This is a genomic window from Helicobacter valdiviensis (genome assembly GCF_003245365.1).
In the GTDB taxonomy this organism is placed as follows: Bacteria; Campylobacterota; Campylobacteria; order Campylobacterales; family Helicobacteraceae; genus Helicobacter_D; species Helicobacter_D valdiviensis.
This window is the reverse complement of record NZ_NBIU01000005.1, coordinates 91,562-108,917: the sequence shown is the minus strand read 5'-3', so window position 1 is coordinate 108,917 and position 17,356 is coordinate 91,562. Positions and strand designations below refer to the sequence as shown.

Here is a 17,356-nt window from a genome sequence, read left to right as displayed (position 1 = left end):
CTTTTTATATTAAAACTTTTTCCTCGGGCACAATAAAAAACTTCTTCCCCCAAAAAAAAAAAAAAGGGGGTCAAAACCCGGGCTTGGGGGTACCAAAAAAAATTTTTTAAAAATTTCCCCCCCCCCCCCCGCCAATAGCACACAATTTTATTTCTTTTAAAAAATTAATCTCATTTCTTAAATGAAACTCCTTTTTATTTGATATTAATGAGCTTTGAGGTGTTAATACATATTTTCCTTCAATCATATTTTTCAATTTATCCTTAAAAAGTTTTAATCCCTCTTTGCTTGCTATTTCTACCAATTCCTCCACAAAACATTTTTTAGGAATTTTAAATCTTTTTTGAAAAACAACATCGCCACTATCAATACCGCAATCCACTTTATGAATACTCACTCCAAATTCTTCATCCTCGTTCAAAATCGCAAAAGAAAACTGATTGCAACCTCTATATTCTGGAAGTGGTGCTAAATGCAAATTAAAAGCCATTGTGCTAACAGATTCCAAATGCCTCATTTGCAAAATTTGATGGTATTGCACACTAAAAAGCAAATCGCATTTTAATACCAATATCTGCTCTAAATCCTCTTTAAGTGGCAAATTATATTTCATGCAAAACTCTTTAATCTTCTCCCCTCTTTTAGAAGTAAAAACCCCCACTATCTCATATTCCAGTTCTTCTTGCCTTCTATAAAGCTCTTCTAAAGCTCCTAAACCAATTTCTTTAGCTCCTAAAAAAACAACTCTTTTCATAAATGTCCCAATCTACACTTTTGAGGTTGGAAGCGTAAAAATACTTCTTTTCCTGTTTCAATTGATTCATACATAGCCACAATAAGTTCTAAACTTCTACGCCCCTCTAACCCATCTACAAGAGCTTTCTTATTATTAATGATTGAATCTAATACATGCAAATAATATTCTTTATGTCCAAACCCATAGACATTAGGAGGGTTGGTAGAAAATTTTTCCATTACTTCCTCATCGCTTTTTCTTATCTCACTAAACTGCCAATGCTTAATTTGATTAACAGCAAAACCTCCAATTTCAACACTTCCCTTTTCCCCTAAAATTGAAATACTTCCTTCTAAATCTTTAGGACGCGTCGCAGTGGTTGCTTCAATAATTCCCAAAGCACCATTTTTAAACTTTAATATAGCCACTCCAGTATCTTCTGCTTCTATATGACTAAGAGCTGTAATACTTTTAGCAAAAACACTCTCCACATCTCCCATCATCCATTCTAATAAATCAATATGATGGCTTGCTTGATTGGTAAAAACTCCCCCATCCATCGCCCAAGTTCCACGCCAAGAATCTTGAGCATAATAAGAATCATCTCTACACCATCTTACCCTAATTGTTCCCATTACAAGTTTTCCAAATCTGCCTTCTTCCATTGCCTCTTTTAACTTCTGCACTGGCAAGTTATAACGGTTTTGCTTTACTACAAAAAGTCTTACCCCACTTCTATCGCATGCTTCTATCATTTTATCTGCATCTTCTAGCGTTAGTGCCATTGGCTTTTCCACTACTATATGCTTTTTATAAGATGCTACTTCAAGCGTATTTTTTGCATGCATTCCACTTGGCGTAAGAATAGAAACTATATCAATCTTTCCTCCACATTCTTTCATCATTTCTTCTAATTTAACAAAATATGGCACATTATATTTTTTTCCAAACTCTTTAGCTCTATTTTCATCTATATCACACACGCTTGCTAAATATGCCCCTTGTATCTCTCCACTGCTTAATAAATCTGCATGCCTTTTTGCAATCCTACCACAACCTAATAATGCTACCCCTAACATAAAATCTCCTTTTGTATGCGTTCAATCATCGCCTTAAAATTACATTCTCCTTGTATAAAAAAGTCCCTACTTTGCACTCTTTTTCCCAACATTTTTTTTGTAATTTCTAAAATCTCTTTACAATCTTGACTCCAATACATCAAATTATTCTTAACAAGATATTGATCATGGATTAGCCAAATAGAACGCGTTGAAATCGTAGGTATGCCATAACAAACTGCTTCTAAATTCATCGTGCCTCCCCCACCAATAAACATATCAATAAAAGGATAAAATTCTTCAGGTTTTAATTTCTCATCTAAAATCGTCGCATAAGCACTAAAATCGTTTTTCAATCTTTCTTTTTCATAGCGAGGCATAATTACTAAATTTGCATCTAATTCTTTTTTTAATAAAGGAATAACCTCATAAATAGTGGGGATTTTTTCTTTTACATAATGGGCTTTATATTCTTCTTCTCTTATCAAAATAGTAGGCTTAGAAATGTCTAGCCCATAACGCATTCTAAAATCATTCTTTGCTTCTTTTTTAAGATCACTAATCCATAAAGCTACATCAATAAAAGGATAGGATTGGATTTGATTTTCATCTAGTGCAAAGCGTAGCATTAGCTCTTTGGGAAAAATAAAAGGATAGAAAAAAAGCTTTGAAAAAGGCAAAGTTAATCTTGAAACCGCTGTTAGCTCTTTAGGGCAAGCCTTATCCCCTGGAGTTGTAAAAGCTGGAGTGTCATAAATATTTACAACTGGTATCCCAATCCCATAAGCTACCTGCACACTATCTACAACTGCCCCACATATCAAAACCTTCGGAACTCCTCTAGCTTTAAACAAATCCAATATCTCTTTTTGACGAAAAATCCTAGCTTCAAATTTTTCTAATAAACTTGCTCCCCCATATTCTCCAAGCACAATATGTGGAATATTATGCAATTCTAAAATTTCTTTAGCTTCTGTATAGTTTGGAGCATAGCGTGTGGTTACCAAAATCTCATATTCTTGTTTTTTTAATTCCTTTATCATTTTTGCAAAAAACATAGCATATTTTGGGGTTGCCACATCAATCCAAATCATTCCCTCTCCCTTAAAATCTGAAACTCAATATAACGAATATCAAAAAGACTTTGATAATTATATCCTAAAGTTTGCATAATTGCTCTTTCTGGAACTCCAAAACCTACTTTTCCTTTTCTCCAAGCCAATTCTTTCAAACCTAGCCTATCTAGTAGAACTCTTAAAATATATTTACTATAACCTTTTTGAAATTTTAACGAATTACTTAACTTAAAAGCAAACTCCACTACTCTATAATCTGTAAAAGGGGTGCGATTTTCCAAAGAATGTGCCATTGCATTTCTATCCTCATAACGCAATAAATTTGGCAAATTATATTTAAGAGTATCCAACCATAATCCTAAATCAAAATCCATTTGAAACCTCTCTAGCAAATGCTCCATACTAGGAATAGGCAAAGAATTATTGAATAATTTTGCAATTTCTTCTTGGTTATCTTCTGTAAAAAGTTGTAACTTCTCTTCTTTTGCTAAAGAACATTTAAGCCCAAATAAATATTCCCTCAAAGCCTCATTGCCATAAACTCTAATTCTATCTTTAAAAGCATTAGGGGTAGAAAAAATATATCTCCCTACATGATGATAATACCCACCAAAAAGTTCATCAGCACCCTGCCCACTAAGAACCACCTTGCAATCTTTTAAAGCAATATTTTTAAATAATACATATTGCATATAAATAGAAAAACTTCTAAAAATCTCATCTTGGAAAAAAACAAGATCTTTAAAATCACTTTTTATTGCCTGCATAGAAGCTTCCACAATTTCTAATTTAAGCTTAAGTGTATTTGCTAAATTTTGCATAAATTCTTTTTCGTTTGCTTCTTGGATACCCTTAAAACAAATACCAAAAAATTCACTTTGAAGATTGTTCTTACAAACTAATGCTGCTAAAATTGAACTATCAATCCCCCCAGAAACTGCCATAGCTACCTTAACATCACTTCTTAATCTTAACCTTAGGGAACTAAGCAATAATTCTTCTAATTCTTCCACACCCAAAGATAAATCATTAATCTCTTGCTTTATCTCTAAATTCCAATAGCGCTCTGTATTGAATTTTCCATTTTTAAAAGTTCCAAAATGTGCTTTAGGAAATTCATAAATATCTTTATAAATCGTCTCCTCTCCACTTCCATTACCAAATAAAAGCCATTTAGACACCTCTTCTTCACAAAATGCAACACCCACCACTTCTAAAATAGCCTTAATTTCAGAAGCAAAAATTAATCTATTATTCTTAAGAGAGTAAAAAAGGGGCTTATTCCCAAGCCTATCTCGTGCTAAAAAGAAGCTTTTATCGTGTTTGTCATAGATTACAAATGCAAAATCTCCATTCAATTTTTGCAAAGCTCTTGTGCCAAATTTTGCATACATAGCCAGTAAAACTTCCGTATCGCTTTTGGTTTTAAACTCCACACCCTCTTTTTCTAATTCAGCTTTAAGTTCTAAATAATTATAAATTTCTCCATTAAAAACAAGCACTAAATGCGGATACATAGGAGAAATAAAAGGCTGGTTTGCCTCTTTATCTAAATCAATAATGCTCAAGCGATTATGTGCTAAAGACACTCCATCACATTCAAATTCTCCACTAAAATCAGGCCCCCTATGGAGCATTTTTTGCGATGCTTTTTTAATAATTTCTAGTGGATAAGTCCCTCCACAAATGCTACACATTAACTAAATTGCTCCTTTTTGCTTTAAGATTTCAACCACTTTTTTTGCCACCATTTTAATTATAGATTATTTTTCCTCAATATCCTCTTTATCGCTACTGCTATTTCTTTAGCAGAATGTTCAATATTATATATTTCCTTATTTTGCAATTGCTTAATATTAATAGCATATTCTTGTTGAATATTTTTATCCATGGCTTTATTAATGCTTTTTTTAAGATCATCTGCATTATGCACAACCAAATGCATTATTTTATTGCAATAAGATATGCCATCTAAACTTATACCCCCTTCTAATAAATCATCTAAATACATAATACAAGGCTTCAAGGATACAAATGGATAAGTGTAAGCCAAAGAACTCGAATCACTAAGTAGAGCAAAGCTATTATACATAGCAATACTTAGAGTATCTACACAATCTATTCTCATTTTTTTGCAAAATCTCTCTGCATTACCATCATCAAATATAAAATCTTTATACTGACTCAAAATTCTCAATTGCATTTCATATTTCTTTTTTTCTTCATTAATAAAACTTGGATGCCCCCTTAAAATAATTTTCATTCCCTCTTCTAACTTTTCAACAATAACTTCAAATATCATTTGATTATCCAAAAACTTACCTATATGGCTTGGAGCAATCAGCAAATATTCCCCCCCCCCCCGCTACCTATTGTTTTGTTTAAAAAATTAAAACTCTTATAGCTTTCATCAAAGCTTGGATAACCAGATTTTATAATTTTGTGTTCACTAATCTTATACTTTTCTAAAGCTAGTTTCAATAACTTTTTCTCACTTTTTGTATGGCACAAAGAATAATGACAACGCAAAAGTCTGTATTCTAAAATTGCATTATAAAAATATTTTTCTTCCTTTTTCCAACATAAATATTTTAATACAGAATTAAAAACATGGTTAATATATAAAATTTGTGGAACTTTCTTAAGACGATACAATGGTAAGTTATAACTTGAAACAATAACCTTAATATCAAACATATAAAAATACAAACAATCTCCATACATAGCTTTTTGTCTATGATATATTGGATTACTTACATCTTCACAATAGCAATACGCCAAAGTTAAACCAAAACTTTCTAGTACCCGCACAATACCTTGAGTATGTTTGCAGGTTTTATGAATAAGCGGAGGAACAATTCCTACATCTGCTTTTAAATCAAAACCGATTACTGACTTTGTATTTTGCAAATGCTTATCTACCGCATCTTCTAACAAGGATATTGTATTCTTTGACAAATAACCTAAAAATGCCATACAAAATTTATTCAAGATACGGATAATCTCCAATGTATCTATTTTAATAATATCATCATGGATACTAAAACTAGGCACTTCGCTCTCCAAACGCTTTTTAATAGCACCAGCAATTACACTCAAACAATCTTCTTTTTTATCTTGTTTTTCAAATTGAGCAACCAACTCATACTCACCATATATCTCTAATTCTCTAGCTAATTCTACAGCCTTACTAATATGAACATTAGACATATCCTTTGAGAATACTTTAAGATTTTTCATAAAATTCCCATCAATTTTGTTTTAAAATTTCCACAACTTTTTTGGCACACATTTTATTACCTAGTGCATTACAATGTATCCAATAGTTTGTAAAAATATCTTCTTTACATTCTCTAATAATATCATTTAGGTTATACAAATAAGGCAAGTTCCAATCTGATATTTCTTTTACAAACGACTTCATCATATCAAATATCCTATTATAATCTGGATATACTTCATCATAATATTTCTTTTCCTTATTTCTCATTTGTATTTCTTGCTGACTCCATACATTTTTACAAGGTAAAATAGGCTGAATAAACCCATAAAATGCCCCCCCCCCCGCAAAAACTATATTTCTCAACTGATTTAAACGCTCATAAGTCGCTATCAAAATATCCTTTTGCGTAATTAAACTATTTGAACTTTGTGGAATTCTTCCCATTTCATAATAAAGATCTATTTTACTTTGATTTGATCTTTTAAAAGTAGTCTCCCAAGCATTTGGCACATAAACCATTTTATGTGTTTTCACCATTACATCACAAGCAACAACTCCACATCTTAATTCTGTGCCACCAAAGAAACTAATAACTATATCTGGTTTTAAGGGATATACAATTGCATTATATAACATTAGTTGCTCATAAATAGTGGAACCACTAACACCAAAATTTAAAACGATATATTCTTCTCCTATCTCTTCTTGCATATACGAAGTAATTGTTTGATTGGTTGGTAAATATTCAACCCTTAAAGCACTATTACCAAGACAAGCAATTAATTTTATATTTCTTCTTCTTTTGGCAATATTATCAAAATCAATTTTTTCTATAAAATAAAAGTCTTTATCATTTTTTTTATAAGTGGATGCCATAACATAAAAACCAGGATAATTAAGAGAAATATCTCCCAATTTAGATGTGGAAGTCTCAAATATTTTAGAAAATACACTTATTTTCTCCAAAGCATCATATTTTTCTCTTTTATCCTTTAAAGCATAATTGTTTTTAATCTTATAATATTTACTTATAAAATCATCTAAAACTTTATGAAAACAAGACAAATAAAAATCATCCTTTTCCCATGCTTTGCAAATTTCTTCAAAACTCTCAAAATACTCAATTACAAAAGATTTCATATTGTCACTAAATCTTTGTTCTGTAATATTTTTAATTTTATGTTCCAAAATTCCAATAGCAATTAATTTCTGTTTTACCTCTTCTGCTTTGGCGGGAGTAAAAATCGCTATTAGATAATAATCAAACTCTAGAAATTCCTTCTTTGTGGGCTGGATAAATCGTTCATCATATAAAGCTTGTTTATGTAAATCTATTTTCTCATCAATAACCCTAATGCTTACATTATTAAAACAGGAACAAAATCTAAATACACTTTCTCCTACCCAACCATATCCATAAATTAATATTTTTCTTTTCATCCTACCTCCTCTTTTTTATTCCTCTACCTTCCCAGCCATTATATCCAGGATTTGTTTCTACATTTTCTAGCCCTGATTCTTCTAAAAATCTATGCAAGGTTCTCATTCTTATGGGTCTATCATATTTTGGGCTTAACATATCAAAAAAGTCCAAATACGCCCACTCTTTTAACTTCTCTTCATCTAAACCCTCGCTAGTATAATCAGGGATTAAAAGCCTCCAATTTATCCTATTTGCACGAAATGGAGAGAAAAATCTTCTATTGAACTTAAAAACTGGCCACATAAAATCTACATACCTTTTCCCAAAGTTATACAATGCCCTATGCGGTATCCTAGTCGTAATAGGACGCACATAATACTTTGTATTAAAAGGTGTATTTTTGTTAAACGGATAATGATCACACACAAAACGCCCCCCCCCGCAAAGATTTCACAAGTGATTTTATAGCATTCCTTGCACTGGGTGTATGTTGCAATACCCCAAAACAAAAACATTTATCACAAACTTCTTCTCTTAGTGGCAAATTAAAAATATCCGCTTGAAATCGCAAAAGATTCTTACTTGGCTTAGAACTTGCTGCATCTACTGCATTAGAATAATCAAAGCTAATCACAAGCCCGCTATCTCCTACTATTTCAAGTGCATGTGGAGTAAATCTACCACTACCACAACCAGCCTCTAAGATAGTCTCTCCCTCACACTTCTCCCATCTACTCTCTTTATAAAATCTCTCTCTACTTGCACTAACCCCACTAGCACTATCATATTGTGTTTTTTTATGCATATTCCACTCAAATCCAAAGCTATCTGCATAGTTACTAGTTTCTACAAATCTAGGTATCCCATTTATGATATTATAAGACATATTGCAATTTTTGCATTCTAAAGATCCATTCTCTATAAACTCACCCTCTCCAATAAGCTCTAATTCCCCCTTGCACTTGGGACATACTAATAATTTTACATGCTCTTTATACACCAAATTCCTCCTTTAAGATTCTAAGATAATATTTTTTTTGTTTATTTCTATTTAGCATTTGATTGTCTATATTTTGGAATGTATTATCCAAAACAAAACAAAAAGCATCTTTTAACTCCAAAAAATCATTTATGAGATATGAATTTTTCTTATGCTCTAGTAACATTGCGTGATTTTTTATGTCACTTGCTATTACAAACACTCTAGCACACAAAGCTTCCATTATTGATTGTGAGATTCCATCAAATAGCTTTAGGGATAAAATAGCATCACTTATATATAAAAACTTGTGCATATCATCATGTTTTATATTGACAAAAATTATATTTTTTTGATTTTTTAAGTCAAACTCTTCCTCACACTCACGCAAATAATCACTCTCACAAGACAAAACACTAACAATAAGACAAGTATCATCACTATCTTTATAACTATCCAAAAAAACTCTTATTATCTCTTTGTGAAAATGAATCCTTTTAAATGTGCGTATGGAAAAGAAGACATTTTTATAATCTTTTCCCAAAATCTCAACTTTTAGCTCTCTTTTTTTAGCATCACTTGAAATATCATAAAATCTTTCTTCAACACCAAAACTAAGAATCTTTATTTTTTGTTTATCCAAAAAAGGAAAATTACTTAGAGCAATCTCCTTCATTACTTCAGTTTTACCCGTTATAACCTTTGCATATCTTAGTAATATTCCTGTGAAAAATTTTTTCTTCCCATAGCAATCTTCTTCTTTGTTTATCTCCCCGCCCATAGTATGCACTATAACTCTCTTGCCAAAGAGTGCTAAAAGTAAGTTTTGATATAGGCGTGATGCCCAATGCACTACGATTAATTTTGGGTTTAACTTTATTAATAAATAAAAAGTATAAAAAAAGCTATACAAATACCTAAGCTTTAGAGATTCTATTTTTGGGTGCTCTAATACAATAAACCCCTCATAAGAGCTTATAATCTCATCATTTAAAGAAATATTATTTGCATTGTGTAAGATATATTTATTATACGGCAAGTCTTTTAGCATTAAAATTCTTGGTTTCATTAGCGGACTTGTAAGATCTGCTAATATTAAAATATTTCTCACATTTTCTCCTTTTCTAGCCATTTTCCAAGAATAAGCACGAAAAAGGCAATGCTTCCAAAGCCAACCTGTCTTTTATTAATCACACCATAAAAATCTTCTCTACTTTTTATAATTCCATTTTTCACAAGGCTATTTTGCGGACTTAAAACCTCATTTAATAGCCCCCTCCATGAAGTTTGCATCCAATAATCAATAGGAGGATTAAACCCATGCTTCTCTCTTTCTATAATCCTAAGTGGCAAACAATCTTTAAAAGCCTCTTTTAGTAGCCATTTTGTGCCATTTTTTAGCAATATTTCATAGCTAAGCTTCTTGCTAAATTCAACGATTAAAGGCGATACAAAACAAGCCCTCCCCTCAACCCCCTCACTCATAGTCATTCTATCAAGCTTCATCATCATTTCATTTTTTAAATAAAATTCCCTATCAAAGTTAATACAATCAAGCGGAGTAATTTCTCTAAAATCAAAATATGGAAAATGCCTTAGAGAATTATAAGTCTTATCAAAAAACTCACCACAAAATTCTCTCTTCTCGCTCTCATAAGCATAATAATGCCAACCTTTTGGCTTTTCTTTTGTTATAAATTTTGGATCATTAAAAGCTAGTTTTGGATACCATGCATATCCACCAAAGCACTCATCAGCACCATCTCCGCTAAGAAGCACTTTTATCCCCATTTCTTTTGCTATTTTTGCAATCATTTTTATTCCAATACCCGATACAACACCAAAAGGTTGATCTATGGAATCTATAAAATTATCTAAACTTTCCAAAAAATCACTAGAACTAACCTTAACTTCAGTATGACTAAGTCCTAAAAACTTCGCAACTTCCTTAGCATACTCTCCCTCATTTGCAAAAGAACAATATGGATCAAAATCATCTAAAAAAGAAATATTAAAAGACTGATACAATGAATCCTTAGCTAATGCACAAACAATAGAGCTATCTAAGCCACCACTTAAGAACGCCCCAACTCTGCAATCGCTAAGCAACCTATCTCTCACACTCTTAGTAACAACTTCTCTTGCAAATGAAACTAGACTATCTTCACTTAAATTAGGGATAAAAACTTTAGGTGTGAATTTTGTAATACTTATCCCACCATCAAAAAACTCTAAAATCCCTCCGCGTGGAACAACACAGATTTCATTATAAATACACTGATTTTCTGGTATAAACCCAAATGTAAAATAATCCCAAATAGCCTCTTTATTCAAGCTAACATTTGCTATTTGTCTCAAAGAGCTAATCAAAGAGCCAAACGCAAAATTTTTAGAATCTTTATAATAATAAAGTGGCTTCTCGCCCATACTATCTCTTGCAAGGATTATTTTGTTGCTTTTTAGCTCATACACGCATATTGCAAACATGCCATCTAGCAAAGAAAAACAATCCCTTCCATACTTCTCATACAAATATGGCAAAACCTCTCCATCACAAGTAGAGCTAAAGACTATCCCCTCTCTCTCTAGCTCACTCCTTAAGTCTTTATGATTATAAATCTCTCCATTGAAAAAGACAAAAATATCTTCATGTCTGTTGCAAAAGGGCTGAATCCCACCTTCTATATCATTGATACTTAAGCGATTCATTCCTGCTTTAAAGTTTCCAAAATCTTTTATATATCTACAATCAAGCCCACGCATCTTAAGTGCTTCAAGCATTGAATCTAATGTGCTAAGACTACTATTTTCCCCATAAATTCCGACAATAGCACACATTTTAACCCATATTTTCCGATATTTTCATTGCATAATTCCTTGTCTGAAGGCTTTCCTAATTTGGTTTTATTTTCATTCATGGTTCATTGTATGAAGGCTTTCCTAATGTGCCAAAAATCTCACACAGCTTTTGAAAAAAAGAAGTTTTCAAATATTTCTCTATCACACAAAAAGCCTTTGTTCCAAACTCTTCTTGCACCCAACATTCGCTCAATGTTTTTAATAATCCCACTAACTCTAAAGAATTAGCAGGATTAAAAAACATTGCTTCCTGATTGCTAAAAAGCTCTGTATGTGTAGCAATATCAGACAAAACCAAAGGCTTTTTTAGATATGCAGCCTCTAAAACCACATTAGGAAAGCCTTCATACAATGAACCATGAATGAAAATATCGGCATTTTTCAAAAAAACATAAATGTTTTTTTGAAAGCCACAAAGAGTTATGTTTTTTAGATTGTTTTTGCAAATATAATCCTCTATCTCACCTCTTTGTTCTCCCTCCCCCAGTATATAAAGATGAAAACGAGTATCCTCATCTTGCAAAAGCTTAAAAGCTTTCAACAATGTCTTATAATTTTTTTGTGCATGTAGCCTACCAACAGAAACACAAACAATCTCACCCTCTTTTTTGGCAAATCCCAATTCTTCATTTTTCAACATATCTATATTTTGCGTATCTATTGGATTGTATAAAAGCTCTACCCTTTCTTTGTTTATACCAAAATTTTCTATTACATCTTTTAAAGAGCTCTTAGAATTACACACAACCTTACTTGCTCCTTGAAGCACCAACGAATAAAGTTCATGATTGATTTTAGATTCTGCAAATGAATTTTCCACAAAGCTAGGCTCACACCTGACAAAGCAATAATAAGGCACTCTTAAAATCTTTGCAGAAAGCGCAGTGTAATACCCCGTAATAAAATCCATAAAAGACACCAAAAGTGTAGAATCTTTTGCAATTTGTGTGATTTTATCTAAGATAAAAAAGCTATTTGGCAAAAGCGCTTTATCTTCTCTATCTAGAATATAATGTGTTTTTATCCCATTAATCTCAAGTAGATTTTCTGTCTTTTTTAAGACAATTAATTCTATTTGTTCTTTTAAATGCGGCAGCATGATTGATAGCACCTTTTGTGCTCCACCACCTTGACGCATTACATCTATGATAAATACAATTTTCATAACTTCTCTTAAATTTTTAAGAGATTATACTTAAAAACACCTTTAAAATGCTTTTAACAAATCCTCTAAAAACTTTGCTAAATATTTAGCGGAATTTTCCAAATGATAAATCTGCTCCTTTTTATATTCTTTCAAATCCCTTATAATCTCTTCTCCATTGTTTTTTAAATCCTCTTCTAACTTTAAGGCTTGTTGCTTAAATTCCTCTAAATTCAACGCCACTCTATGAAGCTTAGCATTTACAAAAGAAATCCCAAAATTTTTCACCCTTAAATCAAACTCTTTTTTAGGGTTTGCATATATAATAATAGGCTTACACACGCTAAAAGGAGTGCTATATGTTACAGAAGAATTATCACTAATCACAATACTTTGCAAGAGTAACTGCGTGCTAATTTTCTCACTTAAATCAAAAGAAAAATTAGAATGTCCCCTAAACTCTTCTAAGGCTTTATAGGGGTTATCACTTCCCATATATTCTATATAGTTTTTTAATGCAGGGTGGGGACGAAACATCACTTTTTTGCCTTTATTTAGTAAAAATCTAATGGCTTCTATTAACTCTTCTGCTTTCATCAATCTTGGAATAAACAAATATTGTTCTACCAAAGTTTTATAAGAGATTTTTTCTAAGTTTTTATAATCTAGTCTTGGCGAACCACATTCACATAGCCCAACCTCTAAACCAACCTGATTAAAAATACTCAAAAAAGCTTTGCTAGACTCCCTATCCATAGAACAGTAATAAGAAAAAGGAAAAAAATAATAAAAAGCATATTGGTTGATATTTTTTTGCTTGATTGATTTTGGAGCGAGTGCAAAGGCTTCTGCTAAAGAATGCCCCAAACCCACCAACTTTCTCTTTTGCGGATTTAAAAGAGGCAATCCACCAGAAAGTTTTAAAACCACCTTATAATTTATAAAATAATCTGCAATTACCCAAGGTGCTATTAAAATATTGCCTTTTGGAATTTGAGCCTTATTTTTATTATAATATTCCATGCTCCCAAAATACCAACCAACCTTTATATCTTGTAAAAGATTAGAATAAATCTCTAAAATATGCGGTGCAAAATCAAAAAAAATCCCATTTTCAAGCCTAAAAGAATAGCCACATTTTTCTATTTCCCTTTGTGTGGCCTTACAATAATCCACCACACATTCTCTTAGCTCCTCTAGTGCATTTTTAGGACAATAATAAGCAAAAAGATCATAGAAAAAATAATAATGCCTAATCCAAGGATTTTCTAAAATATGCAAGATTTTGCCATCTTCTAATAGCCTAAATTCTGCCCCCCCCCCCGCTGATAATTTCAATATCTCTTGTGCTAAAACAAAAGCCACATATTCTCTTCCATCTATATAATTTACTTTAGCACTCTTACATCTTTCTTTGCATTCCTCATACACATCTCCCCCCATTAATAGAACATATTTTTGACTCTCTTTTATTGCTTCTACATTATTTTTAAAGCTACTTTGTTCCTCTCTATCATCAATCCCTATAAAATCCACACCATTATATTTATCTTTTAAAATTCTTACTAAAATTTCTGCACAACCCCCATTTGGATAAATATAGCAAAAATCCTTAAGATTGATTTCCTCGTATTTTTTTAAATATTCCACTCTTTTCTCCAAGCACTAAAGATATATAAATACCATATTTTAGCAAAATCCACTCTCTTATTGTTTTTAAAATCAAAAATAAGTGCTTGAATATAATTTTTATTAAAATATCCACTATCAATCTCTTCTAATAAATAAGATAACTCACCCCTTATCCAAGATTCTAATGGCACTCCAAATCCCATTTTTTGCCTATAAATCAATTCTTTGGGCAAAAATCTCTCCAAATATTGCTTAAAAATTTTCTTACCACCTAAAATTTTATGATTTTTAACTATTAAATTCTCACTACTTTTTAAAGAAACCATAAATTCTACTAACTCTCTGCCTAAAAGTGGCTCTCTAAACTCTAGCCCAACACTCATGCTAGCTCTATCAGTTTTAGTTAAAATATCTTCACTTAGATAATTTTGCATATCAAAAAAACTCATTTGCTTAAAAAAATCACACATATTGCTTTTATCAATATTTAAAGGCACCAAACAATTAGCCTCTAGCCCCTCTTTTCTAAAATGAGTAATCTCCACCAAATAGTGTTCTAAAAAATCCTTAGCGTTTAATTGGTTTTTGATTCTTAAAAATTTATCAACCCCAATATTAATCCCAAGCTTTTGCAAACATAAAACAGAAATTTCAGGACTTAAAATATTGAGCAAAAACCCAAATGCCCTAAACTTGCTATGCTCTTTATAGCGATTATTCGCCCAAAAATACCGCTCATAGCCAAAACCTAGCTCATCTCCACCATCTGCACTAAGTGCTACTTTGTGTGTTTGTCTAATCTTTTGTGCCAAAAGTAAAGTAGGCAATGCTGAAGTATCGCCAAATGGCTCATCATAAATAGAGGGCAACTTATAAATTAGCTCTTTTGCTTCATTTATAGAGCATACAAATTGATGATTTTTTATCCCTAAAATATCTGCAACACTCTTAGCATATATGCCCTCATCAAAGCTAGATTCTAAAAACGAAATAGAAAATGCCTCAAAAGAATATCCTGCTTGTTTTAAAATCGCGCACACAAGCGATGAATCTACTCCACCACTTAAACATACCCCTACATTGACATCACTCACCATTCTTAAAGCTATGCTTTTTTCTAAAACCTTTTCAAATTTCTTTAAATCAAAATCATATTCTAAATTATAGAAATTAGCCAAATTATAATATTCCATCTTGCAAATAGAATCTTTTATACTCTTTTGCCTAGCTTGTTTTATATCCACTACTAGATAATGTCCATTTTCTAGCTTATAAGCGTTCTCCAAAATACTATAGGGGGCAGGAATATATCCAAGCTCTAAAAAATAACTCAAAGCAACTTTATTAATATTTTTTTGCAAACTTGGATAGGCAAATAATCCCTTGAGCTCTGAACTAAACAAAAAGCAATTAGAATCAAAATAATAATAAAGAGGTTTTATCCCAAATCTATCACGGAATAAATAAAGCTTCTCCTCCACCCTATCAAAAACCACAAAAGCAAACATTCCATCAAAATAATCCACACATGAAACACCAAAGTGCATAAAAGATTGCAAAAGAACCTCTGTATCGCTTCTAACATCACATTTTATGCCATCTTTTTGCAAGATTTGTGCTACTTCTTTATAGTTATAAATCTCCCCATTAAAAACAAGCACATATCTATCTTTTACAAATGGCTGGTGTGCGTGATTGCTTAAATCTATTATAGATAGCCTCCTGTGTGCTAATGCTACTTCATTTTGGATAAAAAGCCCACAATCATCTCTACCACCTGCGACCATACTATCTCGCATGGATTCTATGCTATCCAAAAGTCCATTACTCTTAAGCTCAAACCCACCAACTATTCTACACATTAACTTTTAAACTCTCTACTTAAATACTCTGCTAGATATGCACTTGCACATCCAAAATTATAAATTTTAGAATCCCTATATTTAAGTATCTTTTCTCTCCACATGTCTTTATTGTTATAAATTTCATCAATTAGAGCCATAAATGCCCCCCCCCCCCGCAGAAGCATCTTCTAGAATAACTCCTAAATTTTCATTTATATCTTTATAATCCCAGCTTGGTCTTATCACTATACTTGGCGAAAGTGCCATTAATGGAAATGAATTTTTAGTAGTAGTCTTAGAACACACAAGAACAAAACTTTTTCCATAAATACCATAATCCATGGGTACAGACATATCTATATCTATGCAATCTGCAATACTTCCTAGAACTTCTAAATGAGATTCTTTCCACTCATATCTATGGCGTAATATAACTTTATATTTGGTAGATGATTCTTTCATTAATGGCTTTACACTCTCTAATTCATCTAAATCATAAGGAGCAAACAATATGCTATCCTTGCTAAATTCTATATTATTCAACCTCTCTACATCTCTATCATGTGCTAAATATCCACTTTTTATTATTTTAAAACTATCTCTTATTGAAACACCTGGCATAAACTCATCTCCAACAACACAAAGATAGTTAGACATAAAATTTTTCAATACAAACTCGTTATCATACCCACCATAATTCACCATTCCATGTCCTATAAAGATAACCTTAGAATCTTTATGCACATCATACTTGCCAGTTACACAAATAGCAGTTGCAAAATCAAGCAAATACAAATATTCATATGATAGATACAAAATACAATTTTTAGTTTCATCACTTTGTTCTAATGCCCTTAGAAAACTACCCTCTTGGGCACAAAAATACATAATCTTTTCTCCTCTTTTTTCTAGCTCTAAAGCCAAATTTCCAAAATGCTTATCTTTAGCAAAATCTGATAAAACAAGTGTGAATATTCTATCCCAACCTTTGGTTTTACATTCTTGTTTTAGTTTCTGTATTGCTTTTTTTGCATAATTTAAAATTTCACCATCTTTATATGGGATATTATTATCTGTTAATTTTTTAATCAGCTTTTTTCTTGTTTCTTCATAGTTACTTGGTAGCTTACTAAGTGCAAGATATACCACCCCATTGTTTTTTAAAATTTCATCTTTTAGAGTTTCTAGCGATATTGCATCTATACTATCATCTATTGGTTTTATAAAAATATTATCAGTGTATTTTATGAGCCATTCTAGCTGTTTCCCACTTGTTCCATATGGATATACATATATATTCAAAACTATTCCTTAAATATATTTTAAAAAAATCACAAATAATACCAACACACACTTGGATATTTAATCTCTAAAAAAGCTTC

At 31.6% G+C, this 17,356-nt stretch carries 16 protein-coding genes; all 16 read right to left on the bottom strand.

Translation table 11 applies throughout. From position 1 onward, the window contains the following. Positions 1–106: 106 nt before the first annotated feature. Positions 107–754, bottom strand: a complete 648-nt coding sequence (locus B6S12_RS03230) for a formyltransferase family protein (protein WP_245892505.1) — start codon at positions 752–754, stop codon at positions 107–109. Next, complete coding sequence (locus B6S12_RS03225) at positions 751–1,815, bottom strand: Gfo/Idh/MocA family protein (RefSeq protein WP_111229376.1); 1,065 nt, start codon at positions 1,813–1,815, stop codon at positions 751–753. Before B6S12_RS03225 ends, B6S12_RS03230 begins: the two co-directional genes overlap by 4 nt. Next, positions 1,809–2,888: a DUF354 domain-containing protein gene (locus B6S12_RS03220; RefSeq protein WP_111229375.1), complete on the bottom strand. Its 1,080-nt coding sequence runs from the start codon at positions 2,886–2,888 to the stop codon at positions 1,809–1,811. The genes B6S12_RS03225 and B6S12_RS03220 overlap by 7 nt, the downstream gene beginning before the upstream one ends. Continuing rightward, entirely contained in the window at positions 2,885–4,567 is a 1,683-nt protein-coding gene (gene asnB, locus B6S12_RS03215) for an asparagine synthase (glutamine-hydrolyzing) (protein ID WP_111229374.1), read from the bottom strand. Before asnB (B6S12_RS03215) ends, B6S12_RS03220 begins: the two co-directional genes overlap by 4 nt. Positions 4,568–4,626: 59 nt before the next feature. Further along, on the bottom strand, positions 4,627–5,217 hold the full coding sequence (locus B6S12_RS03210) for a hypothetical protein (RefSeq protein WP_146239341.1): 591 nt from the start codon (positions 5,215–5,217) through the stop codon (positions 4,627–4,629). Then, positions 5,211–6,110: a hypothetical protein gene (locus B6S12_RS03205; RefSeq protein ID WP_111229372.1), complete on the bottom strand. Its 900-nt coding sequence runs from the start codon at positions 6,108–6,110 to the stop codon at positions 5,211–5,213. Before B6S12_RS03205 ends, B6S12_RS03210 begins: the two co-directional genes overlap by 7 nt. A 10-nt stretch (positions 6,111–6,120) precedes the next feature. After that, a complete protein-coding gene (locus tag B6S12_RS03200; RefSeq protein WP_181450937.1) occupies positions 6,121–7,533 on the bottom strand; it encodes an SGNH/GDSL hydrolase family protein in 1,413 nt (470 codons plus the stop codon). Position 7,534: 1 nt separating this feature from the next. Continuing rightward, positions 7,535–7,942, bottom strand: coding sequence for a hypothetical protein (locus tag B6S12_RS11445; RefSeq protein ID WP_245892502.1), 408 nt, complete (start codon positions 7,940–7,942; stop codon positions 7,535–7,537). Further along, positions 7,935–8,516 carry a methyltransferase domain-containing protein gene (locus B6S12_RS11440; protein ID WP_245892500.1) on the bottom strand — a complete coding sequence of 194 codons (582 nt, stop codon included), beginning with the start codon at positions 8,514–8,516 and terminating at the stop codon, positions 7,935–7,937. The genes B6S12_RS11445 and B6S12_RS11440 overlap by 8 nt, the downstream gene beginning before the upstream one ends. Beyond that, on the bottom strand, positions 8,509–9,606 hold the full coding sequence (locus B6S12_RS03190; RefSeq protein WP_245892499.1) for a glycosyltransferase: 1,098 nt from the start codon (positions 9,604–9,606) through the stop codon (positions 8,509–8,511). The genes B6S12_RS11440 and B6S12_RS03190 overlap by 8 nt, the downstream gene beginning before the upstream one ends. Continuing rightward, positions 9,603–11,333 (bottom strand): asparagine synthase (glutamine-hydrolyzing), encoded by a 1,731-nt coding sequence (asnB, locus tag B6S12_RS03185; protein WP_111229370.1) that lies wholly within the window; start codon positions 11,331–11,333, stop codon positions 9,603–9,605. The genes B6S12_RS03190 and asnB (B6S12_RS03185) overlap by 4 nt, the downstream gene beginning before the upstream one ends. Positions 11,334–11,409: 76 nt before the next feature. After that, on the bottom strand, positions 11,410–12,519 hold the full coding sequence (locus tag B6S12_RS03180) for a glycosyltransferase (RefSeq protein WP_111229369.1): 1,110 nt from the start codon (positions 12,517–12,519) through the stop codon (positions 11,410–11,412). A gap of 42 nt (positions 12,520–12,561) precedes the next feature. Beyond that, a complete protein-coding gene (locus B6S12_RS03175) occupies positions 12,562–14,148 on the bottom strand; it encodes a hypothetical protein (protein ID WP_111229368.1) in 1,587 nt (528 codons plus the stop codon). Continuing rightward, a complete protein-coding gene (gene asnB / locus B6S12_RS03170) occupies positions 14,136–15,992 on the bottom strand; it encodes an asparagine synthase (glutamine-hydrolyzing) (RefSeq protein WP_111229367.1) in 1,857 nt (618 codons plus the stop codon). The genes B6S12_RS03175 and asnB (B6S12_RS03170) overlap by 13 nt, the downstream gene beginning before the upstream one ends. Then, on the bottom strand, positions 15,992–16,132 hold the full coding sequence (locus B6S12_RS11025; protein ID WP_181450936.1) for a hypothetical protein: 141 nt from the start codon (positions 16,130–16,132) through the stop codon (positions 15,992–15,994). The genes asnB (B6S12_RS03170) and B6S12_RS11025 overlap by 1 nt, the downstream gene beginning before the upstream one ends. Further along, complete coding sequence (locus B6S12_RS03165; protein WP_111229366.1) at positions 16,119–17,276, bottom strand: hypothetical protein; 1,158 nt, start codon at positions 17,274–17,276, stop codon at positions 16,119–16,121. Before B6S12_RS03165 ends, B6S12_RS11025 begins: the two co-directional genes overlap by 14 nt. Between the last annotated feature and the right edge of the window lie 80 nt (positions 17,277–17,356).